Genomic DNA, 21,404 nt, shown 5'->3' with positions numbered 1-21,404 from the left:
TTGGGTGAGGGCTGTGTCCAAAGCAAGAGGAGCCGTCTCCACTACTGTGGTGGAGACGGCTCCTCTTTTTTCTTTTTCTTGGGAGAAGGGTCACTCGTAGGTCACTGTCGCACTGAAGGTGGCACCGGTGCCATCAAATCGGGGTATCGGTGGGTGGAGTTTGGTGAGGCTGCAAGTGGCTCTCGTGAGTAGCCCAAACTCTCCACCAAGTCGCTTGAGGATCCGATAGACGACATGCTCGAGCAGTGCGGAGGGTTGGCTCATCTCCTCGGACAAGACCCGATAGACCTCGGCATAGCTGATCGTGTCGTCCACGCTGTCGCTCTGCATGGCACAGTCGGCCGGGAAGTATAGGGTGAGGGTAAGGAGGTAGTGAGCTCCGTCTCGTCGCTCGTGTGGCAATACACCGTGGTGTGAAAAGAAGGGCAATGCCTCCAGAGTGATGCTACTCTCGGTCAGGTGGAGTGGTCGGGTCGTCATGCTGCAGTCGGATCGAATGGTCGTGAATGAGGTGGTAGAGCTCTCGCACCAACTCCGGTGACACGCCATAGAGGCGCGCCATCTCGGCACGGGATAGGTAGAGTGTGGCCTCTCGCTCGGGCTGGTGGTAGGGGAGATGGTGGCGCTCCTTGTAGAGAGCCATCTCTCCGACAACACGGTTGCGCTCGGAGAGGAGCCGTATGATCTCCTCATCGACATTGTCTATTGCGTGCCGGAGGTGGAGTAGCTCCCCCTGCTGCGGATCGGACGTGGTAGAGGGGTCGGTACGGAGAAGCTCTGCCATCTGCTCCGGAGTGAGTTGCTGTGTGGCATCGCTGAGTGCATGAGGGGGGTCGGGATGGACCTCGATGACCAGACCGTCATAGGCTCGGCCCAGTGCTTCGTGCGCAATCACAGGGACCAAGTCTCTGTGACCGGCGATATGACTGGGGTCGCATAGGAGTGGCAGAGAGGGGAGTTGGTCGCGTAGTTTTTGGGCCTCCGACCAGAGTGGCAGATTGCGCAGGAGGGCATTGGCCCCGACACCAAAGCCCCTATGTATGGCGGCCAGACGAGTCAGTCCCTGGTCCAAGAAGCGAAGAATGGCCCCGAGCCAAAGGGTGGAATCGGGTGCTAAGGGGTTTTTGACTAAGATGGCTATGTCGTGACCGGCGAGTGCTTTTGCAATCTCGCTAATGGCAAAGGGAGAGGTGGTGGTGCGGGCACCAATCCAGACAAAGTCCAGCCCGTACTTGAGTGCCAGCCTTGCGTGGTCGGGGGTACCGACCTCGGTTCCCACAAAGAGGTGGTATCGCCTTTGGATCTCTCGTAGCCACTCCAGTGCCGGCTCGCCTACCCCCTCAAAGTCACCCGGCTTGCTGCGGGGCTTCCAAACCCCTGCTCTGAAGTGGTGCACACCGAGGCGACTGAGCCGGGAGGCGACTTGCTCCATCTGCTCCGGGCTCTCGGCACTGCACGGCCCCGCTATGATCAGGGGGCGATGTGCACGCTCCGGGTCGTTGGGGAAAAGGGGGTGCAGTAGTCGGTCCGGATTGTGGTCCTGCAGAGTGGTATTCATGAGGTTTTGATTTGCGTGACACCTCGGTCGAGTGGTGCTCTGAATGGACTAGGGGTGCATGAGCTTGACGGCCTCTTTGATGGTCCTAAGTGTACCGGAGAGGGTGTCGTAGTACTCGGCTCCACTGGCGTTTTTGTGTCCTCCGCCGTTGAAGAACTTTTGAGCAAACTCATTGACGGGGAAGTCTCCTTTGGAGCGCAACGAGATCTTGGTGTACTTGCTCATCTCGTGCAGGAATATGGAGAACTCTATCTCCTTGGCGGCCAAAGGCTCGTTGACCAACCCCTCGGTGTCACCGACTTGGTAGCCAAACCTATTTTTCTCCGCCATGCTCATGGTGATGATGGCAGTCTTGTACTCGGGCAGGATGGTGAGGTTGTTGTCGAGGAGGTGTGCGTTGAGACGGATCTTGTCCACACTGTAGCTGCGGGTGATCCGGTCGCTGATCTCGTCTTTGTGGATGCCTAGCTCGAGGAGGGCCGATATGGTGGTGTAGATCTGTGGGTCCTCGGAGTTGTAGCTAAAGTTGCCGGTGTCGGTCATCATACCTATGTAGATGCACTCTGCCGCCTCTTTGGTCAGGCTACCCTTGAGACCAAGAGCCTCGATGAGGTGGTAGAGGAGTAGACATGTGCTACTGATCTCGGGGTATGAGATGGTGAGATCGGCAAAACCGGTGGGGTGCAGGTGATGGTCGATGAGGATCTTTGGGGCGGTGCTGTCCAGTATGGCTGGCTCGAGGTCTCCCAGACGCTTGGAGTCGTTGAAGTCCATACAGATCACGAGGTCTGCAGAGGAGATGGCCTGCGTGGCACCGTCGGGGGTGTCTCGGGAGATGATGCTCTCCCGGATGCCGGTCATGATCCCAAAGCTCGCCGGATAGGCGGTCGGATAGAGGACCTGTGTGTCGTGTCCCAATTGGCGCAGGAGGGCCGAAAAGGCCAAAGTGCTACCCAGTGCATCGCCATCGGGGGAGGTATGCCCGAGGAGGACGATCTGCTTGGGCTTGCTGAGGAGGTTTTGGATGGTCTCTAGTGTCTCGACCGGAAAGGTTGGCTTCATTTGGATGTCGGGTTGGTGCTTTTTGGCCGTCTGTTTCGCCGGCTTTTGTTGTTTTTGGAGCTTCTGTTTTTGTCCGTGCTCTCTGTCTTGTTCTCCCCTTGTCTCTTGGTGCGAGAGGGGGTGCGACGTGGGTTGCGTTTTGGCCTCGCTTGAGTGCGCTCTGCGGTGTCGGGAGTGCTATTCGCCGGCTGGAGGGGATGGGGCTGAACTTTGTAGCCCAAGAAGTGCTCGATGGTGTCGAACCTCAGGTTGTCTCTCGGGCTGACAAAAGTCAGTGCCGACCCGTGCAGGTTTTTGCCACGGGCAGTACGGCCGATACGGTGAACATAGTCCTCCGGATCGGATGGGACGTCGAAGTTGACCACCATGTCTATGTCGTCCACATCAATACCGCGTGAGAGGATATCTGTGGCGACGATGATATTGGTATGCCCATTTTTGAAGGCATGCATGACCTCGTCTCTACTATCCTGGCCGAGGTCGGAGTGCATCTCCCGGACCTTGAGCCCCTGTGATTTCAGATCGCGGCAAGCCTGCTTGACACGCTCTTTTGAGGCAAAAAAGACAATACACTTGTCGGGCTTTTCGTCGATGAGGATCCGAGTGAGTAGCGGCATCTTATCCTCGTTTTGGCACCGAATGGACTGCTGTAGGATGGACTCAGGTGGACGAGAGATCGCGATATTGACCTCGGTAGGCCGGTGTGCAATCTCCTTGGCCAGGGTCCGAATCTTGGGGGGCATGGTGGCTGAAAACATGATCACCTGGACATCCTTTGGGAGATACTTGTAGATCTCAAGTATGTCCTCATGAAAGCCCATATCCAGCATGCGGTCGGCCTCGTCGAGTACAAAAAAGGAAGTGCGTGACAGATCGACAGAGCTCATGTTCATGTGAGCGATCAGCCGACCCGGAGTGGCCACAATGATATCTGCCCCGAGCTTGAGCGCGCGCTTCTGAGCTTCCCACTCGACCCCACCTGTGCCACCGTATATGGGCACGGCACTTGCACCGACAAAGTAGGAGAAGGCATCGATCTGCTGGTCGATCTGCTGTGCTAGCTCCCGTGTGGGAGCCATGATGAGTGCGTTGATGTAGTCTTCGGGGTACTCACCTGTGGCGAGTTCGCTAAGAATGGGCAAGAGATAGGCAGCGGTCTTGCCAGTGCCTGTCTGCGCACAGGCTATGACATCTTTTCCCTCTAGGATGAGCGGAATGGCAGCTGCTTGGACGGGGGATGGCTTGTCAAAGTTCATCGCCTCGAGCCCGTCTTCCACGAGCGGATGAAGTCCAAAATCCCAAAACGTGAGGTCTTGCTGTGGGGTGTCGTTGTTGGTTGTATTCAATGTTTTGCTGTTTTATCAATGATGTATTGCCACTCCGGAGTCCCTTGTAGCCTCGCAATACGGAGATTGAGGGTGTCCAAAAGGTGGGGGTTGTGTGATGAGACAAGCCATACTTGCTTGGTCTCAAAAAACAGGTCCGGCACGACCTGTGTGGACGGGCTTGCTTGGTGCACTGCCTCAGCCAGAGTACGGTCTATGACCACGTACTTGAGCCCTTTGTGGGCCACACGAGTGGCGAGTCGCATAGGCGTGTCGGGTAACAAAGTGGGGCAAACCTCAGGATAGGCGAGGTCGCGGATGTTTTGTGCTACAATCTGCGCCGCTCTATCCCCTTGGGAGAGATAGATCGGCACTTTTTTGTTCCCGGTGAAGTCTCGGGCCCAATTGGTCCCATCAGCGCAAAACAGGACGTATGTCGATGAATAGAGGGGCAAAGTGGCTCGACCGGAGTCGGACGACTCTCCGGTAGATAGGGGAATGGAGGTGGCATAGAGGTCGATTGTCCCATCCCGTAATCCTTGCAACGCCTCGCTTCGATCCTTGACCAAAGACCAGAGAAGCGTCGTGTCCGGCAGGAGCAGAGTCGCCAACTCTACTTGGCGGCCACCAAATGCGCCGGAGTCTCCGATGACAAAGTTGTCGGGGGTATAGTCCGTTGCGACCCTCAGTCCGGCCGACTCGGTCGTCGACTCGGAGGATCCACGATGGCGTCCGATAAGCCAGAGGAGACTGCAAAAGAGGAAGATGAACAACCCCCTACGCAAAATTCCGGGCCAGATGGTTTGTTTTGTCGTCATATCCGGAGCTAGTTACGCAAGTCCACCACTACACCTAGCTGCAGGAGTGCCGGGTAGGATGGATAGTAGGGCATTGTGAAGTTGGCCGGTTTTAGGAACAGTGAGCCGACATTGTAGTACTTCGCAAAGAATCGTGTACGCTTGAGGTGTGCGTTGGCGTATGCGGTGAGTAGAGGAGCCTGCCCTCCGATCAGCACCTTTGTCTGTGGCCGAAAGAGCTGTGTCGTAGGTTCGTAGTAGGGCGCATGGTACTTGGTGTGCCACTTGGCGTCGACGCCCAGTTGGAGTGTCAGCACATCCGCCACCATGAGCTTGGCATAGAGGTTGGCATAGGCGGAGAGCATAGGCAGTGCCACCACCTCATGGTCGCTAGAGTTTTGCCAGAGTAGGTCACCATCCAGGTTGAGGGCTTTCCACTCAAGGTGCTGGCGCAGTCCGACCGACACGATGCGTACATTGGCCTTCTTTTGGAGGGGTTGTCCATTGGCGATCACTCGTATGGGGTTTTGGATCATCTCCATATTGGCACGCAGGGTCGACCCTGTGACCGGCAGATCCAGGGTACCTCCCAGGCGGAGAGTCTGTACAGGTACCGGGCTGTAGTTCCACTCGTGCAGGGTGGACTTGAAGTGCCGTAGCACAAAAGGAGGTATGCTGTTCCGAAAGACACCTTCGCCCCTCAGGACCATCGGCTTGCCCCAGAGTTGCCAGTTCGTCTCCACATAGCCATTGACATCGATTTCGCCTGCTTGCCATCCCTCAAGGCCTACTTGCCCCCATACGTAGTAGTTGAGGTGCTTGAATGAACTGCTGCTCATCCGACCGCCCACATATATGGTGTGTGACTTTGAGCCCAGCTCCTGGTAGTCCAGCCGGAGACGCTTGGCATCCTCTCTCGAGATGAGTGGTTGGCGAGACTGCTCGTAGTCCAGTGCGACAAAAGCCGCAAGCCCCATCTTTGCCCACTTGTGAAAGCCCTCCATCAGTTCCACACCCAGTGCGTTGGAGATCGTGAGAGTGGAGAAGTAGTCGTACGGATAGTACCGCTGTCCCTCGAGCCGTGGCAGGATCGGGGTGGGATACTCCTTCAGCAGATTGGGGTCTTGGGAGACAAAGAATCGCTCTCCCTTTTGGTACGAGAAGTCGTGAAAGATACTCGTGACTGGGACAAACCTACGCCGTGGTTCCTCCTCCTCTTCTTCCTGATCCGGTGCCTCATCGCCCTTTCCGGCTCGCATGTTTTGGTTCATGGGCTGCGTCGTGCGGCGGAGGAGTGGCGGCGGGGCTATACTGTCGGCCGGTGCCACGGGGGGCAGGCTGTCTGTGGACGCACTCTCCGGAGCGGTAGGCAGAGGTTCCGGAGCTTGCTTCTCCACCACATTTCCCTCCTCATCCAGCTCTTCGTAAAAACCAAATCGGTACCGGTGGTGGAGCCGTCCCTCACCGTAGATGATGCGGTTCCACATGTTTCGATACTTGGTTGGTATGTCTTTGGGTAAAAGTGCCCGTCGTCCCTCCTGAAAGTCATCCGGATTCGTCACATACCGCATATCCGTGATACCGCCATTCTCTTGATTGACCACGTTGGTATTGCCTACGGAGGCCATGATCTCGTAGCGGTTTTTGGTATAGGAGGCAAAGACGCGGTAGGTGATATTTTTTGCGGCACTCCAGTTGTAGATCCCCTCGGCATGGTCTAGGTCGATCTCTAGGCCGATATTGACATTCGGCCCCAGGTTGGAGGTCAGCAACGCTCCCAAGCTCTGCTCCTGATCATCACCGGAGCCACTGGTCAGATACCGGAGATAGGAGTACGGCACCTTGGAGTCAAAGTAGCGGACCTTTGAGTCGGTGTTGATCAAGTGACTGTAGGGCTTGGTGAAAAAAAACTCATTCCAAAAGTCCACCGGCCGATCAAAGTAGTCTAGGCTCAGATATGGTCCGGGGCGGATCCCCCGATAGAGTTCGGCTGTGGCAAGGCCCTCGAGGTAGCTACGGTGATAGGAGTTGAGCCTCATCGTATCAATATAGGCCGGCATACTGTCGCCTGTCCGAGGGGTCAGGTACCACGCCTTTAGGGCACCATTGTGCCTGTCTGCATCCGTGTCTTCGTACTTTTTCTTGGTGGTCCGACGCTCATGTAGCTGTCGATCCATGTCCAAGCCCTGCGCCCGGCTCTCGGTCGGGAGCCACACCAGGAGTGCGATCAGGAGGCAGAGGTATTGCTTCATGCCTTGTGCCGAAACTCCAGAGCACGGGCCGCAGTCACAGCCAGCGACTCGTCCGCAACTCCATCCTGCACCACCTGCTCACCGTTGACGAATACATCCGTCACTCGATGGTGAAAGCGCTCACCCTCCAGCGGACTCCATCCACACTTGCTGCGGATGATCTCCCGCTCCACCTGCCACTCGCACCGGTCGTCCACTAGCACCAGGTCGGCATAGTACCCCTCTCGGATGTAGCCTCGCCGCTGTACGCCAAAGAGGTCGGACGGACGGTGGCACATCCAGCCCACTACCTGCTCCGGTGTGAAGACCCCCTCACGGCAGAGCTCCAGCATCATCACGAGCGAAAACTGCGCCAATGGTCCTCCACTCGCAGCACCCAGCGCACCACCCTGCTTCTCGGAGAGCAGGTGAGGGGCGTGGTCGGTAGCTATGATATCCAGTGTACCGTCCAAAAGACCCTGCCGAAGCGCCTCGCGATCAGCTGCTGTCTTGATGGCGGGATTCCACTTCACTTTTGTCCCCAGTCGCGCATAGGCTGTCTCATCGAACCACAAGTGGTGGACACACACCTCTGCCGTGATCTGCTTTTGCCTCAGGTCGGCACTCTGCCCCCCAAAGAGTGGCACCTCATCAGCCGTGGAGAGGTGCAGTACATGTAGCTTGGCTCCGGTCTCCTTGGCCAAGGCGATGGCACGCACCGTACTCTCGTAGCAGGCCTCACGGCTGCGGATCAGTGGGTGACACTCCACTGGCGGGTCCTCGCCGTACCGCTCGCAGTACTTGGCTTTGTTGGCCCGGATAATCTCCTCACGCTCACTATGCACAGCGATCAATATAGGACTCTCCGAAAAGATCCTACGCAGAGACTCCTCACGATCCACCAGCATATTGCCCGTACTTGCCCCCATGAAGACCTTCACCCCCGGGGTATGAGCTGTGTCGATATCCCGTAGGAGATCCGCGTTGTCATTTGTGGCACCAAAGTAAAAGGCATAGTTGCCCCGCGCCACCTCTGCCGCATGCGCCATCTTGGCCGCCCAAGCCTCGGGGGTGGTGGTCTGTGGCATCGTATTGGGCATCTCCATCCAGGAGGTGACCCCACCCAGAAGTGCGGCACTGCTTTCGCTCGCTATATCCCCCTTGTGCGTCAGCCCGGGGTCGCGGAAGTGTACTTGGTCATCGATCACACCGGGCAGGCAGAGCCGACCCCGACCATCCACTGTGCGATCGGCACGCACCTCCTCATCGGGTGCGAGGACTTTGGCGATACGATCGCCCTCTATCAGGAGCGAACCGGGATACGTCTTGCCTTCGTTGACGATCCGGATATTGTGGAGCAGTGTACTCTTCATGCCTCCAGCCTCCTATCGCCTTTTTGCGGATAACGACGGGTCCAGCCCCACCAGCGCAACTTGAGCACGCCCAAAAAGGCTTCGCCAAAGATGGACGAACTCATCTTGCTCGTTCCCCGCTTGCGGTTGACAAAAATGATAGGTACCTCACGGACCACAAATCCACACAGCGTCGCTGTGTACTTCATCTCGATCTGGAAGGCATACCCCTTGAAGTGGACCTTGTCCAGCTCCATCGTATAGAGGACCTCGGCACGGTAGCAGACAAAACCCGCTGTCGCATCACGCACAGCCATACCGGTCACCATACGGACATACACGGAGGCAAAGTAGCTCATCAGTACACGACCCAGGGGCCAGTTGACCACATTCACGCCACTCACATACCGCGACCCCACAGCGACATCCGCACCCTCTTCCGCACAGGCCTTGTACAGCCGGGGCAGATCATCGGGGTTGTGGCTAAAGTCCGCATCCATCTCTATGATATAGTGGTAGCCTTGCTCCAGTGCCCAGGCAAATCCTGCCAAGTAAGCCGTCCCCAGCCCTTGCTTGCCGGGACGCTCCAAGAGGTGCACACGCCCCTCATGCTCCGCCATCAGCTCACGCACCACCGAGGCCGTGCCATCCGGAGAGTTGTCATCCACCACCAGGATGTCAAAGGGTACCGGCTGCCTCAGGACAGCCCGTATGATATCACGGATATTCTCTATCTCGTTATAGGTCGGTATGATTACCAGTTGCTTGGTCATGACTTACGCTCTATGTTGTCTTTCACAAATATACTGTAAACCGTCAGTATCGTGGCGATCACAAAAAGGAGGATCCACACCCCGCGCTGCCCATCCTGGGCAAAGCCACCCGCCACCAGGTAGCAAAGGCCACCCAGCAGCCCCATCCGATCCAACCGCTTGCGCCGTACCGTCCCCTCACGGGTAGAGGCACTTACTACCAGATAGGCTATGGCGATCAGCAGCCCACCCACCATCAACACCCCGGCTGCAAAGGAGGTCGTGCGGAGGTAGAGCAGAGCACCCAGCACCTCCGTGAGGAGGCCGGCACTCAGTAGGATATAGGGGTCTCGGGGCAAGCGCATCACACTATTTCTTTAGTAAAAAAAGATCCTCGTCCTCAGCTTTCATCAAGTACTTCTCTCGGGCATACTTCTCCAGCATATCCTGGTGTAGCTGCAGCTCCTTGAGGTGCCGACGCGAGAGATCGATCTCCTCCGTCAGCTTGTCGTACTCCGACCGAACCTGCCGCAGCTGATACTGCGTCTTGAGTTGGTTCCACAGACTGTACTGTCGCGAAAATGGGGGGATCGCCCAGTAGATCAAAAAAATCACCGGCATCAAGACAAAAGGGTGAACTCCCTTCAACCTCTGCCAGAGTCTCTGAAGGAGTGACCAGATACGCTTCGCAAGTCTAGGCATGAGTTGCTCTTCTTCTCATCGTGCTAATTAGGACACCCCAAAGTTACCACTTTTTTAGTTAGCACGCTCCCCAATCCCTCTGTCCGGAGAATCCCCCACCCCGTCCGATCGATCGGGGAAAATTTCCCCCAAAAAGTGGGGCAAAACGTCCCCCAAAAAGGACAATTTTTGGGATCAAAAAGCTCCTTTCGAGAGCATTGACAATCAAATAGTTACAAAAACCCTCGAGTTTCACGGATAGAAGCGATCGGTTTCACGGATAGAAGCGAAAGTTTTCACGGATAGAAGGAATCGCTTAGACGGATAGGAGGGAAACGATCCATATGGTGAATCCCCAAACGGATGCGAAACAGGGCCTAGGGCTGACCCATCGACCCCGCCAAGGTGCTCTAGGGGAGCTGAAGGAGCTTGTGCAACTGCACCGAAAGTCTCCAGCGAGGGTCTTGTCGCATTAGGCAAAGGCAGTGGCTGAGGTTGGTACGGGAGATAAGGTTGCGGTCGGTACCACGATCCTCCTCGGCCGGGAGGAAGATCGGCGAGAGTATGTAGTGATCCGCAGGTGGCAGCTCCTCGATATTTGGCACGATGGTCTCGGCACCCACAGGGTAGCGGATCTCACCGATGGCGATGTTTCGGAAGTTTTTGAGCAACGTCCCCACACTCACTTTGGGGGAGACGGTGATGTAGTCCAGTCCTCGGGGAGGAGTACGGGTACCATTGGTCTCAATAGCCTGCCAGTAGCCCAGGTCGGAGAAGTGACGCACGATCTCCTCGGTGAGCTGCAACGTGGGCTCGCCACCGGTCCAGATGATGCGTCGGGGGCCTCCTTCGCCTCGCTCCCGAACAAGCCTTTCGGTCAGTGCCTCGAGACTGTAGTCGGTACCGGTATGGAAGTCGGTGTCGCAGTAGCTGCAGGCAAGATTGCACCCGGCAAGACGTACAAATGTCACGAGGAGACCACAATTGGCCCCCTCGCCCTGAATGGATGTAAAGATCTCGACGACCCTCATAGCGTGGCTGTGGCCGAGCACTTGCGAGTCTCCTCTATCCGGCAGGTGTGCAGCCTACAGTGGTGTGGAGCCAAGAGCCTGGGGCCGACGGTGTGTAGGAGATAGGAGGCCATGTTTTCGGCCGTGGGGTTGAACGGGACGACACAGATCCCCTCCGGATCCAGCTCACGGAGTGCCGGCAGTAGGGGGTCCTCCGTCCAGATCAACATCTTGTGATCCCACTCTCGCTCGAGATACATGCAGAGGGTCTCCTTGATGACTGAGAAGTCAAGCACACGCCCCACACCATCAAGCTCCTCAGCCACGATGGCGAAGTGTATGCGGTAGTTGTGCCCATGCAGGTGCTTGCACTTACTCTCATGTCCTACGACACGATGCCCGCAGGAGATGTCGTGGTACCTCTCAGCCGTGATCATGACAGTGGCAGTCCATTGGCCCTCAGTGCCTCCTCCCGCTCACGGCAGGTGGCACACTCGCCACAGGGCTTGTCGCCTCCCTTGTAGCAACTCCAGGTGGTGCTATAGTCGATGCCGAGATTTTTGCCAATGGCCACAATCTCGGTTTTGGTCAGGGAGGTGTAGGGTGCGATGAGTCGGACGTTGTTGTAGGTGCCGGCTAGGATCGCCTTGTCCATAGCATCAATGAAGTTGGCTGTACAGTCGGGATAGATGGCGTGGTCCCCAGAGTGGTTGGCAATCATCACCGAGGATGCCCCCATAGACTCTGCATAGCCGGCGGCAATGGCGAGCATGATACCGTTCCGGAAGGGAACTACGGTGGACATGATGTTGTCCGAGTCGTATGGCTCTGTCGGGATAGCATTGGCTCCCTCCAGCAGACTGCTGTGAAAGTCCTCCTTGATGAAGCCCATCGGGATGACCCGATGCGGGACCTTGAGGAGCTCGCAGTGGTACTTGGCACAGGCTATCTCGTTTTTGGCGTGATTGGATCCATAGTCAAAGGTCAGTGCCAGGCAGATCTCCGACGCATATTCGTGCAAAAGCGTCACACTGTCCACACCACCGGAGAGGACGATGATCTTGTCTCTGTTTTTATCTCGTTCTATCATAGTCTTTTTTTCGTCTACCAGATTACTAGTTCGTCGGTAAAAAGGAATTGTTGCGTCCCGGTCATTCGGTACTCGATACGAATGTATCGTGCGGACGTATTGGGGTAAAAGTGAAAGGTCTCCATGCGGGTGCGGTTGTCGTTGGGGTCGGTCTTGGAGTAGACGCGATCGACCACTTGGTAGTTTTTGCCATCCTTGGATAGGGATAGCTCGACATACTGTGGCATATGCACCCAGGGGTCGAGGTCGTGGAGACAACGGGTGAGAAGGTGGTGTAGCTCCGTCTCTTGTCCTAGATCTATGGTGCCGATGGTACTGAGTGATCCTATATTGCCCAGCCACTTGCGGTCCATGTAGGTAAAGGATCCTCGGATCCCATCCAGGAGGGCTGTCTGCTCCCCACCGGCGGGATAGCCACCACGCAAGGGCTTGTCCCACTCGACGGTATGCCCGATGCCCAAGTGGTAGTCGAAGCGCTGCTCCACCGGCGCACCTATACGCTCCCCATCCACAAAACCCGCAGCTACCAATAGAGCACTGTCCGACACCACGATGCGCCGTTCGGGACGATAGAGCGGACTCTCCATCGTGGGGATCGTGCCGTCGATCGTATAGTGGATCTCGGTACCATCGTACTCGGGGGTCAGTCCTACGGTGATCTCACGATTGTCGTAGTCAATGTCCATATCGATGGTGATATTGTTGGATAGATCGTATGCCTCTATACCCTGCTCGTGCAGTCTGTGAATATGCGCTGTGGTACGCCGGACGAAGGAGTCCCAGTCCTTGTTTTCCGGGAGTGTCCAGCCGACCTCAGCCAAAGCCAGCAACCGCGGGAAAGTCATGTACTCCGCATAGTCTCGGCTGTCGATGTACTCCGTCCATAGGTTGGCCTGCACACCGATCACATGCCTGTGGAGTAGATCGGAAGAACCCTCCGGCACAGGATCGTAGCTGTAGCAACGCTGTAGTGGCAGATAGCCTCCTATGGCTTTTCGGGAGGCCGTAATGGGGTTTTCTTGATAGTAGTCAAGGTAAAAGTGGGAGTTGGGCGACATGATCACGTCGTGACCGGACTCCGCTGCTTGTCTGCCTCCCTCCTCGCCACGCCACGACATCACAGTGGCGTTGGGAGCCAGTCCACCCTCGAGTATCTCATCCCATCCGATGATGCTGCGTCCATGGTCGTTCACGTACTTCTCGATACGGTGGATCATGTAGCTCTGGAGCTCATCTACGGAGGTCATCCCTTCGTCCTGCATCAGGGCTTGGCACTTGGGGCAACGCTTCCAAGCCGTCTTGCCCGCCTCGTCTCCGCCTATGTGCAGGTAGGGGCTGGGGAAAAGCTCCATCACCTCATCCAATACGTTCTCCAAAAACTCAAAGGAGTGGGGGTTGCCGACACAAAAGTCACTCTCATCGGACAAGGCTCTGCCACTGCAGCTAAGCGACGGGTAGGCATAGAGTACCTCCTCGCTGTGTCCGGGCATCTCTATCTCGGGGATGACTGTGATCCCTCGGTCCTCAGCATACCGGACGATCTCTCGGATCTCATCCTGTGTATAGTACCCCCCGTAGGCGGTGGAGTCCTCAGCCGTAGTGTAGCGACGATCCTTTTGGATCCACCACTTGTTCCAGTCGCTCATGGTCCTGTAGGCAGTGCGCTCGGTCAGCTCGGGATACTGCTTGATCTCCAGGCGCCAGCCCCCGGCATCCACCAAGTGCCAGTGAAACCTATTGAGCTTGTAGTACTGCATCTCATCGAGCAGCTCCTTGACATACGCCATGCCCATGAAGTGTCTACTCTCGTCCAGCATGTGTCCTCGGTATCGGAACCTCGGCTCATCATGGATCACCACAGTGGGGATACCCTTGGGCGTAATGAGCTGACGCAGGGTCTGGACCGCATACCCCAGAGCATCCTGGTCACCGGCAGTGATCTGGACTCCATCGGCCGGGGTCACCTGGATCACATACTCTCCGCCCTTGTAGTTTTGGTTATCAATGACAGCCTTGATCGCACCTACCGGTGCCTCCTCCTCAAAAGAGAGGGTATCCTTCCCGGCCCTTCGGAGGCTCCGATTTAGCTCCTCGACGAGCAGGCGATTTTGGCGGCTGTCCAGTGGAAAAGAGGCGATATAGGGCTTGGGCAAATCGACCACAGTGGAGTCGTGCCAGACCACCGACTGAGGCATCGGCACAAGTGCCGGCAATTCACCGGCGTTGACCGCCTTGTGGGTGCATGCAACATGGGTACTCAGCACTGCCACGACAGCGAGTGCGAGAGAGAAAAGCTGGGTGTGACGCATGGGCAATCTGGTGCGGATGGGCTATAAACTATAAAACTCTGTCACCCCTCGCACAAGTAGTTCGTTCGTGTCGTACTTGGCCTGTGGACAGACGCGTATCTGATTCGGGGCTAGGTCGATATTGTCTTCCGCCACTCCCACCAGTATGCTGTGTTTTTCGAGGAGATACTCGGCCAGCTCCTTGGCACGGTCATCCGGCAGATCCACGGTGAAGAAAGGGGCACTGCTCGGGCGGGCTTCCACTCCCTCCACACGGCTCAGCAGGTCGGCAAGGTCTTGCGACTCACGCAACCACTTGCGCAGAGGGATCGTAAAGACCGCCGGATGAATCAGGACGAAGTGGATGGCCGAGAGGGCCAAGGTGCTGACGCTGTAGGGCAACGCATAGCTTCCAAAACGCTTTAGCTCACCGGCCTCAGCCACCAAGTAGCCAATCCTCAGGCCCGGCAGGTTGTAGCTGTACGAAAAGGAGGAGAGAGCGATCAGGTTGGGGTACTTCGACACATCTCCCGCCTTGATTCCCGGCTCTATGAGGTAGTTGGTCATGGATAGATCGATGACGAACTTTTTGTCCGGATTTTCCTTGAGTAGCAACAGTATCTTTCTCCTAGGATAGGATCGGCCGTCGGGGGAGTTGGGGTTTTGGAGCCATACGATGTCCACCTCGTTCAGATCCACCTTCGCGGGATCCTTGGCATCCCGGCACTCCACGACCTTGTGTTCGGCCCAGGTCAGTGCCTGACGCACTTCGTTGGTGGTGGGCGACAGGATCAGGGAGCGTGCTCCGGCATAGGCTTTGGCGACAATATAGTAGGCACTGAGGGTGCCGTTGGTGATGAGGAGCTCATCGCTTTTCACCTCTAGCCGTCGGCTCAGTAGGTGCTGGACCTCCTCAGTCTCCTCCTCCGGATAGGTACTGATCAGATCCACATTCTCCACCAGATACTCCTTTAGACCATCGAGAGGAGCCCCCTTCCAGGTCAGGCTCCTAAAGTCGTGGAGCTGCCTTAGTTCAGCACGTTTTTCTCTATTGTTTCGCGTCGGCATATTCTAAAAGACTCAAAGAAATTTTTTCAATTCTTATCTCAAAATGTATACAGTACGGTGCAAAGTTACCCCTTTTTCCACACAAAGAGGCTTTTGGAAAAGGGCACAGGCCCGAAAAACACCCCTATTGTCCACCTTCACGGACAGAAAAAAGGAGGACTTCGGAGCAAAGGATGCCACACCCCACCCCCGCAACCCAAATTCCGCCTCATACTTCGTTTGGACAGCTCCGCCAAAAGTCAAAAAACGGGCGATTTCGGGGTCCCCAAAAGCCATCTCAGAGGAGCGTTGATAATCAGATGGTTATGACAGACCTCGAGTTTCACGGATAGAAGCAAAAGTTTTCACGGATAGAAGCGAAACTTTTCACGGATAGAAGCCATCGCTTAGACGGATAGAAAGAAAAAATGAGACCCCGACACCGCTCTCCCCTTTTGTCCAAATCAGCCCAATGAAAAGGGCTCAAAAAAGGCACCTCGCTCAAAAAGCAGAGAGGTGACAAGAAATGGGTAAATTTGTCGGGTGGCTCCACTTGGGAGCCACTAGCGCAGGCACCCTGAGAGAGAAAGAGAGAGTATAATGGCAAAGAAAGTAAGCATGAACGGTCGCCAACAGACCTCACGCACTCGGTCCAAGCGACCCAACCCCATCCGGTGGCAGATCCCCAAAAACGTGGCACCCAGGCACATCTGGTCGTTTTTGGGCGGGATATGCCTAGGCGCGCTGACCCTCTATCTGTCGGTCTCCTTTGGGTCGTACCTGATCACCGGAGCTGCCAATCAGAGCTTGGTGATCGATGACACCGGTGCCGGCACGATGCAACTGGCCAAAGAGGTGCGGGGCAATGTAGGGATCCACGGGGTCAACCTCATGCACAACCTGGTCAACGGCTGGCTCGGGGTCGGCCTGATATTTGTCCTATACCTCATGTGGATCGTGAGTCGCGGCCTCCTGCTCGCCACGAGGACCAACTACCCCAAGCAGATCATCTTCTCCACAGTGATGGCCTTTTGGACGGCCTTGGCTCTGAGCATGCTACCGGAGAGATGGCTGGAGCGTTGCTTCTTCCTCCCGGGTGGTGTCGTGGGACACAGCATGGCGACCTATCTCTGCGCCACTATCGGTGGAGTGGGTGTCTTCTTGGTATTGGCTCTGACACTCACGGTGGTCCTCTTTTTGTCACTCTCCGGGCTGCAACAACGCTACAGTGCCTGGGCTTTGGAGCGTGAGCGACAAAATAGAGCCAGACAGGAGGCGGAGCAAAAGATGGCCGAGCGTCCGGACGAACCGGACGACCTGCCCGACGAAGCCTCCGACAACATCCCGGATGATGAGGCACCAGACGAATATGAGGAGGAGACGAAAGAAGAAGAAGAGGAGCAACTGCCGATTCCCGAGGAGCCGGCAAACACCGTGCCCGTAGCCCCTATACCCGATCCCGAGGGCCTCGCCACTCTCACGTTCGACACCCCTCCGACCGAGGGAAGCAAGGAGGTGGAGCTAATGGTGGTGGACCGACGCACACAAGAAGAGGAAGAGGAGGTAGACCCCAAGACCATGGCCGAACGCTTGGTCCGAGAGCAAGGCCCCTACGACCCCCGCAAAGATCTGCCCCGCTACACCTTCCCGACCCTCGACCTCCTCAAGAAGTACGGGCAAGAAAATGCCGAGATCGACCAAGCCGAGATACAAGAAAACAAGGAGATGATCACCAATACTCTGCGGAGCTTCAATATCGAGATCATCTCCATCACTGCCACAGTGGGCCCTGCAATCACACTCTACGAGGTGGTACCGGCGGCCGGTGTGCACATATCCAAGATCCGTGGGCTGGAAGACAATATATCGATGAGCCTGTCGGCACTCGGGATACGTATCATCGCACCTATGCCGGGCAAAGGGACCATCGGCATGGAGGTCCCCAACAAAAATCCTCTGATCGTGAGTATGCGCAGCCTGATCGCCTCCAAGCGCTTCCAGGAGTCGCATGCGGAGCTACCGGTCGCACTGGGACGCACCATCACCAACGAGGTCTTTGTCTTTGATCTCGCCAAAGTACCACACCTACTGGTGGCCGGTGCCACAGGACAGGGAAAGTCGGTCGGGCTCAACGCCATCATCACCTCCCTACTCTACAAGAAGCATCCATCCGAGCTAAAGTTTGTGATGGTAGACCCAAAGATGGTGGAGTTTTCGATGTACGCACTCATCGAGAAGCACTATATGGCAAAGTTGCCGGACGAGGAGCAGACCATCATCACGGACACCCAGCGTGTGGCCACAACGCTCAACTCCCTCTGCCAGGAGATGGACGACCGCTACGAGCTACTCGCCTCGGCCCATGTGCGCAACATCAAGGAGTACAACGAACGCTTTGTCAACCGTGAACTCAATCCCGAAAAAGGACACCGCTACCTACCCTATATCGTGCTGATCATAGATGAGTACGGCGACCTCCTCATCACAGCCGGCAAGGAGATCGAGATCCCGATCACACGACTGGCCCAAAAGGCACGTGCCATAGGGATACATGCCATCATAGCCACTCAGCGACCCACTGCCAAGATCATCACCGGTGCGATCAAGGCCAACTTCCCGGGGCGCATTGCCTTCCGAGTCACCTCGGCCATCGACTCCCGCATCATCCTGGATGTCACCGGAGCCAATCGGCTGGTCGGCAAGGGCGACCTGCTCTTCCAGTCCGGCAGCAACCTCACCCGTGTGCAGTGCGGATTTGTGGACACCCCGGAGGTCAACGCCATCGTACAGTACATAGCCGACCAGCGCGGCTACAGCCAAGCGTATGAGTTGCCGGAGGTCGTCGACAACTCAGCTCCCACCACACCGGGCAGTGGTGCCGCCATCGATCCCAACGAACGAGATGTCCTCTTTGACGAAGTGGCACAGATGCTCGTACTCGAGAAACGTGCCTCGATCTCCTTTATTCAGCAAAAGTTTGCCATCGGCTACAACCGTGCCGCACGCCTGATGCTTCAGCTGGAGGCGGCCGGCGTGGTGACCCCCGCAGTGGGCTCCAAGCCCGGTGAAGTCATCCCGCAGACACTCGACCAACTCCAACACATACTCCAACCCTAGCCTTTTCCCCACCCTTTTTGCCATGTGTACCAAAAGCACACTTTCCCTCCTCATCCCCCTTTTGACCCTCTTCGCTCAGCCCACCACAGCACAGCAGGCGACACTCGACAAGATGATCGAACAACTCGATCCCTCCAAAGGATTGCAGGTATCCTTTGAGATATCCGACCCGGACCTGACACAGTCCGTGACAGGAGAGTACCGTGGACTGGGAAGTGCTTTTCACTACACCACAGAGCAGATGAAGGCCTGGTACGACGGCAAAAACCTATGGGTCTACCTGGCCGAAAACGATGAGATCAACCTATCGGTCCCCATGAAGCAAGAGCTCGTCCTACTCAACCCCCTCCTCAGGCTCAACACGATCAACCGCAAGGACTTTGCGCTATCCCTGAAAAAGGAGAACGATGGTGGCGTCTCTCTGACCGCCGTGCGCAAAAAAAAGGATCCCAACGAGACACTGGACAAGCTGGTCGTCCATGCCGACAAGCAATATACACCCACCCTAATCCATATCTACGAAGAGGGACGGCCAAAACCGATAATCGTCCGGGTAACCAACCTGAAGAAAGGTGCTTTTGAGGGAATGAGGGACAAAAACTACTTCAAGTACACCCCGAACAAAATGCCCGGCAAACAGGTTATAGACCTGAGATAAAACCCCACTGCACAATATATTACGTAACAACCACATAAACGACAAAAAAACTATGGCCAACAGCAATACCACAAAAGTCCTCATCATCGGAGCAGGCCCCGCCGGATACACCGCCGCCATCTATGCTTCGCGCGCCAACCTCTCACCCATCCAAGTCGAGGGACTACAACCCGGCGGACAACTCACCACCACCACGGAGGTGGAAAACTTCCCCGGCAACCCGGAAGGCATGACCGGACCGGAAATGATGATGGGCATCCGTGCCCAAGCAGAGCGCTTTGGCACCGACATACGCACCGGCATCGTGACCGGCATCGACCTGTCCAAGCGTCCCTACGTTGCCACAATCAACGATGGCGAGTACACCATCACCGCCGAGACCGTCATCATCGCCACCGGAGCATCGGCCAAGTACCTGGGGTTGCCCGACGAGGGTAAGTACCAGGGCATGGGAGTCAGTGCCTGCGCAACCTGCGATGGCTTCTTTTATCGCGGAAAAGTGGTAGCCGTGGTGGGAGGCGGCGACACAGCATGTGAGGAAGCTCTCTACCTCGCCGGCATCGCCGCCAAGGTCTACATGATCGTCCGCCGAGATGAGCTGCGTGCCTCCAAGGTCATGCAGGAGCGCGTACTCAACCACGACAAGATAGAGGTCCTATGGAAGCACCAGACGACCGGACTATTTGGCGAGAACGGCGTCGAGGGTGCTCACCTGATAAAAAACAAGGGTGAGGCCAACGAAGAAAATGTGGACATCAAGATCGACGGCTTCTTCCTAGCCATCGGGCACACCCCCAACACGAAGTTCCTCGACGGCCAACTCGACACCGACGACAAGGGCTATCTCGTGACCGAGAATGGCACCCCACGCACCAAAGTACCCGGTGTCTACGCTGCCGGCGATGTGGCCGACCCCACTTATCGACAAGCGGTCACAGCGGCAGGATCGGGTTGCAAAGCGGCACTGGAGGCTGAGCGCTTCTTGCTTCACACAAACTGATACTCTGAAAAAGGGGGAAGCCCTTAGTGCCCCTCTCGTCCGAAAAAAGGGGGTGTGCCAAAGTTAATTTTGGCACACCCCCTTTTCCTTGAAGCAATGGGGCTTCTCTATCTATTACTCTGCCGGTTGCCAAGCATTGAGTGGTCGATCGTGCATGAGCTCGTTGACCTCTTTCCGCACTGCGGCTATGGTGCTTTCGCTCTCGTAGTCCGTGAGCACTCGGTCGATGAGCCGCACGATATGCCTAGCCTCGTCGGGCTGTACGCCACGGGTGGATATTGCTGGCGAGCCAATACGTATGCCACTCGTCTGGAAAGCAGATCGGTCGTCAAAGGGCACCATGTTTTTGTTGCAAGTGATGTCGGCGCGCACCAGTACATTCTCTGCCACTTTGCCGGTCATTTCGGGAAATTTCTTTCGGAGGTCGATCAGCATCAGGTGGTTGTCCGTACCATTGGAGACTACTCCATAGCCTAGCTCCACAAATTCATCCGCCATAGTTTGGGCATTTTTTCTCACCAGCTTTTGGTAGTCCGCAAACGATGGATCCAACGCTTCGCCAAATGCCACTGCCTTTGCCGCTATCACATGCTCCAGCGGTCCGCCCTGCACACCGGGGAATACTGCGGAGTCCAACAGCTCGGAGAAGAGTCTCACTTTGCCTTTTTTGGTGGTCTTGCCCCACGGGTTTTCAAAGTCCTTGCCGACCAATATCACACCCCCTCTCGGGCCACGAAGGGTCTTGTGCGTCGTGGAGGTCACGACATGGGCGTACTTGACGGGGTTATCCAGCAGCCCGGCCGCAATCAGCCCAGCCGGGTGAGCCATATCGATCATCAGCAGTGCTCCGACACTGTCCGCTATCTCTCGCATCCGCCTATAGTCCCACTCGCGGGAGTAGGCCGATGCCCCACCGATGATGAGCTTGGGGCGGTGCTTCTTGGTCTGAGCCTCCATGTGGTCGTAGTCGACTCGGCCATCCTCCTTGCGGACAAAGTAGGGGACGGGGTTGTATAGGATACCGGAGCTATTGACGAGGGATCCGTGGCTCAGGTGTCCGCCATGATCAAGGCTCATCCCCAGGAAGGTATCACCCGGACTGAGGATCGTGAGGAGCACCGCCATATTGGCCTGTGCGCCGGAGTGTGGCTGTACATTGGCATACTCGGCTCCGTAGAGCTCTTTGATACGGTCGATCGCCAGTTGCTCGCTTTGGTCGACGATTTGGCAACCACCGTAGTAGCGGTGGCCGGGATAGCCCTCGGCATACTTGTTGGTCAGGACGCTGCCCATTGCTTCCATCACTTGATCGCTCACAAAGTTTTCGGAGGCAATCAGTTCGATCCCATTTTGTTGGCGTTCGCGCTCTTGTCGGATTAGGTCAAAGACCTTTTGGTCTCTCTTCATACTGATTATGGTTATGTAGTGGTTTATTG

General features: G+C 56.3%; 19 protein-coding genes. 3 read left to right on the top strand and 16 right to left on the bottom strand.

The genetic code is table 11. From position 1 onward, the window contains the following. Nucleotides 1–90: 90 nt before the first annotated feature. The 15 genes from folB to AC1EK1_RS06250 form a co-directional block, all read right to left on the bottom strand. Nucleotides 91–480 (bottom strand): dihydroneopterin aldolase, encoded by a 390-nt coding sequence (gene folB / locus AC1EK1_RS06320; protein ID WP_480306149.1) that lies wholly within the window; start codon nt 478–480, stop codon nt 91–93. Beyond that, nucleotides 446–1,558: a chorismate mutase gene (locus AC1EK1_RS06315; RefSeq protein WP_480306150.1), complete on the bottom strand. Its 1,113-nt coding sequence runs from the start codon at nt 1,556–1,558 to the stop codon at nt 446–448. The genes folB and AC1EK1_RS06315 overlap by 35 nt, the downstream gene beginning before the upstream one ends. A 48-nt stretch (nt 1,559–1,606) precedes the next feature. Beyond that, the gene (locus AC1EK1_RS06310; RefSeq protein WP_480306151.1) at nt 1,607–2,620 is read right to left on the bottom strand and encodes a DHH family phosphoesterase; all 1,014 of its coding nucleotides are present in this window, start codon (nt 2,618–2,620) and stop codon (nt 1,607–1,609) included. After that, a complete protein-coding gene (locus AC1EK1_RS06305) occupies nt 2,617–3,876 on the bottom strand; it encodes a DEAD/DEAH box helicase (RefSeq protein WP_480306279.1) in 1,260 nt (419 codons plus the stop codon). Before AC1EK1_RS06305 ends, AC1EK1_RS06310 begins: the two co-directional genes overlap by 4 nt. 86 nt (nt 3,877–3,962) lie before the next feature. Next, nucleotides 3,963–4,763, bottom strand: coding sequence for a transglycosylase SLT domain-containing protein (locus AC1EK1_RS06300; RefSeq protein WP_480306152.1), 801 nt, complete (start codon nt 4,761–4,763; stop codon nt 3,963–3,965). Nucleotides 4,764–4,771: 8 nt separating this feature from the next. Further along, on the bottom strand, nt 4,772–6,994 hold the full coding sequence (locus AC1EK1_RS06295; RefSeq protein WP_480306153.1) for a putative porin: 2,223 nt from the start codon (nt 6,992–6,994) through the stop codon (nt 4,772–4,774). Continuing rightward, nucleotides 6,991–8,346, bottom strand: coding sequence for a dihydroorotase (locus tag AC1EK1_RS06290; protein ID WP_480306154.1), 1,356 nt, complete (start codon nt 8,344–8,346; stop codon nt 6,991–6,993). Before AC1EK1_RS06290 ends, AC1EK1_RS06295 begins: the two co-directional genes overlap by 4 nt. After that, nucleotides 8,343–9,098 carry a polyprenol monophosphomannose synthase gene (locus tag AC1EK1_RS06285; protein WP_480306156.1) on the bottom strand — a complete coding sequence of 252 codons (756 nt, stop codon included), beginning with the start codon at nt 9,096–9,098 and terminating at the stop codon, nt 8,343–8,345. The genes AC1EK1_RS06290 and AC1EK1_RS06285 overlap by 4 nt, the downstream gene beginning before the upstream one ends. Beyond that, nucleotides 9,095–9,442: a hypothetical protein gene (locus tag AC1EK1_RS06280; RefSeq protein WP_480306157.1), complete on the bottom strand. Its 348-nt coding sequence runs from the start codon at nt 9,440–9,442 to the stop codon at nt 9,095–9,097. Before AC1EK1_RS06280 ends, AC1EK1_RS06285 begins: the two co-directional genes overlap by 4 nt. Nucleotides 9,443–9,446: 4 nt before the next feature. Continuing rightward, nucleotides 9,447–9,779 carry an FtsB family cell division protein gene (locus tag AC1EK1_RS06275; RefSeq protein ID WP_480306158.1) on the bottom strand — a complete coding sequence of 111 codons (333 nt, stop codon included), beginning with the start codon at nt 9,777–9,779 and terminating at the stop codon, nt 9,447–9,449. 389 nt (nt 9,780–10,168) lie between these two features. After that, nucleotides 10,169–10,789: a 7-carboxy-7-deazaguanine synthase QueE gene (locus AC1EK1_RS06270; RefSeq protein WP_480306159.1), complete on the bottom strand. Its 621-nt coding sequence runs from the start codon at nt 10,787–10,789 to the stop codon at nt 10,169–10,171. Beyond that, nucleotides 10,786–11,205 carry a 6-pyruvoyl trahydropterin synthase family protein gene (locus AC1EK1_RS06265; RefSeq protein WP_480306160.1) on the bottom strand — a complete coding sequence of 140 codons (420 nt, stop codon included), beginning with the start codon at nt 11,203–11,205 and terminating at the stop codon, nt 10,786–10,788. The genes AC1EK1_RS06270 and AC1EK1_RS06265 overlap by 4 nt, the downstream gene beginning before the upstream one ends. Beyond that, the gene (gene queC / locus AC1EK1_RS06260; RefSeq protein ID WP_480306161.1) at nt 11,202–11,858 is read right to left on the bottom strand and encodes a 7-cyano-7-deazaguanine synthase QueC; all 657 of its coding nucleotides are present in this window, start codon (nt 11,856–11,858) and stop codon (nt 11,202–11,204) included. Before queC ends, AC1EK1_RS06265 begins: the two co-directional genes overlap by 4 nt. Before the next feature lie 14 nt (nt 11,859–11,872). Next, a complete protein-coding gene (locus AC1EK1_RS06255; RefSeq protein WP_480306162.1) occupies nt 11,873–14,167 on the bottom strand; it encodes a family 20 glycosylhydrolase in 2,295 nt (764 codons plus the stop codon). Nucleotides 14,168–14,188: 21 nt separating this feature from the next. Continuing rightward, entirely contained in the window at nt 14,189–15,214 is a 1,026-nt protein-coding gene (locus AC1EK1_RS06250) for an aminotransferase class I/II-fold pyridoxal phosphate-dependent enzyme (protein WP_480306164.1), read from the bottom strand. 579 nt (nt 15,215–15,793) lie between these two features. Here AC1EK1_RS06250 and AC1EK1_RS06245 point away from each other — a divergent pair. From AC1EK1_RS06245 to trxB, 3 genes are read left to right on the top strand one after another with little or no spacing between them, the layout of a single operon-like run. Beyond that, complete coding sequence (locus tag AC1EK1_RS06245; RefSeq protein ID WP_480306165.1) at nt 15,794–18,310, top strand: DNA translocase FtsK; 2,517 nt, start codon at nt 15,794–15,796, stop codon at nt 18,308–18,310. 22 nt (nt 18,311–18,332) lie between these two features. Beyond that, on the top strand, nt 18,333–18,968 hold the full coding sequence (locus AC1EK1_RS06240) for a LolA-like putative outer membrane lipoprotein chaperone (RefSeq protein WP_480306166.1): 636 nt from the start codon (nt 18,333–18,335) through the stop codon (nt 18,966–18,968). Between the two features lie 52 nt (nt 18,969–19,020). Beyond that, nucleotides 19,021–19,968, top strand: a complete 948-nt coding sequence (gene trxB, locus AC1EK1_RS06235) for a thioredoxin-disulfide reductase (RefSeq protein ID WP_480306167.1) — start codon at nt 19,021–19,023, stop codon at nt 19,966–19,968. A 114-nt stretch (nt 19,969–20,082) separates the two neighbouring features. On the opposite strand, the gene glyA is transcribed toward trxB, so the two are convergent. After that, nucleotides 20,083–21,375, bottom strand: a complete 1,293-nt coding sequence (gene glyA, locus AC1EK1_RS06230) for a serine hydroxymethyltransferase (protein WP_480306168.1) — start codon at nt 21,373–21,375, stop codon at nt 20,083–20,085. Nucleotides 21,376–21,404: the final 29 nt, after the last annotated feature.

It is taken from the genome of Porphyromonas sp. C0026D3 (genome assembly GCF_056590775.1).
This window is presented reverse-complemented; position numbering and strand designations above follow the sequence as displayed.

Bases quoted from the DNA above. Each gene is read 5' to 3' on its own strand.
- folB (WP_480306149.1), bottom strand. From the start codon at position 480: ATGACGACCCGACCACTCCACCTGACCGAGAGTAGCATCACTCTGGAG.
- AC1EK1_RS06270 (WP_480306159.1), bottom strand. From the start codon at position 10,789: ATGAGGGTCGTCGAGATCTTTACATCCATTCAGGGCGAGGGGGCCAAT.
- AC1EK1_RS06310 (WP_480306151.1), bottom strand. From the start codon at position 2,620: ATGAAGCCAACCTTTCCGGTCGAGACACTAGAGACCATCCAAAACCTC.
- AC1EK1_RS06245 (WP_480306165.1), top strand. From the start codon at position 15,794: ATGGCAAAGAAAGTAAGCATGAACGGTCGCCAACAGACCTCACGCACT.
- AC1EK1_RS06300 (WP_480306152.1), bottom strand. From the start codon at position 4,763: ATGACGACAAAACAAACCATCTGGCCCGGAATTTTGCGTAGGGGGTTG.
- AC1EK1_RS06315 (WP_480306150.1), bottom strand. From the start codon at position 1,558: ATGAATACCACTCTGCAGGACCACAATCCGGACCGACTACTGCACCCC.
- AC1EK1_RS06290 (WP_480306154.1), bottom strand. From the start codon at position 8,346: ATGAAGAGTACACTGCTCCACAATATCCGGATCGTCAACGAAGGCAAG.
- AC1EK1_RS06280 (WP_480306157.1), bottom strand. From the start codon at position 9,442: ATGCGCTTGCCCCGAGACCCCTATATCCTACTGAGTGCCGGCCTCCTC.
- AC1EK1_RS06285 (WP_480306156.1), bottom strand. From the start codon at position 9,098: ATGACCAAGCAACTGGTAATCATACCGACCTATAACGAGATAGAGAAT.
- AC1EK1_RS06250 (WP_480306164.1), bottom strand. From the start codon at position 15,214: ATGCCGACGCGAAACAATAGAGAAAAACGTGCTGAACTAAGGCAGCTC.
- AC1EK1_RS06240 (WP_480306166.1), top strand. From the start codon at position 18,333: ATGTGTACCAAAAGCACACTTTCCCTCCTCATCCCCCTTTTGACCCTC.
- trxB (WP_480306167.1), top strand. From the start codon at position 19,021: ATGGCCAACAGCAATACCACAAAAGTCCTCATCATCGGAGCAGGCCCC.
- AC1EK1_RS06265 (WP_480306160.1), bottom strand. From the start codon at position 11,205: ATGATCACGGCTGAGAGGTACCACGACATCTCCTGCGGGCATCGTGTC.
- glyA (WP_480306168.1), bottom strand. From the start codon at position 21,375: ATGAAGAGAGACCAAAAGGTCTTTGACCTAATCCGACAAGAGCGCGAA.
- queC (WP_480306161.1), bottom strand. From the start codon at position 11,858: ATGATAGAACGAGATAAAAACAGAGACAAGATCATCGTCCTCTCCGGT.
- AC1EK1_RS06295 (WP_480306153.1), bottom strand. From the start codon at position 6,994: ATGAAGCAATACCTCTGCCTCCTGATCGCACTCCTGGTGTGGCTCCCG.
- AC1EK1_RS06275 (WP_480306158.1), bottom strand. From the start codon at position 9,779: ATGCCTAGACTTGCGAAGCGTATCTGGTCACTCCTTCAGAGACTCTGG.
- AC1EK1_RS06255 (WP_480306162.1), bottom strand. From the start codon at position 14,167: ATGCGTCACACCCAGCTTTTCTCTCTCGCACTCGCTGTCGTGGCAGTG.
- AC1EK1_RS06305 (WP_480306279.1), bottom strand. From the start codon at position 3,876: ATGAACTTTGACAAGCCATCCCCCGTCCAAGCAGCTGCCATTCCGCTC.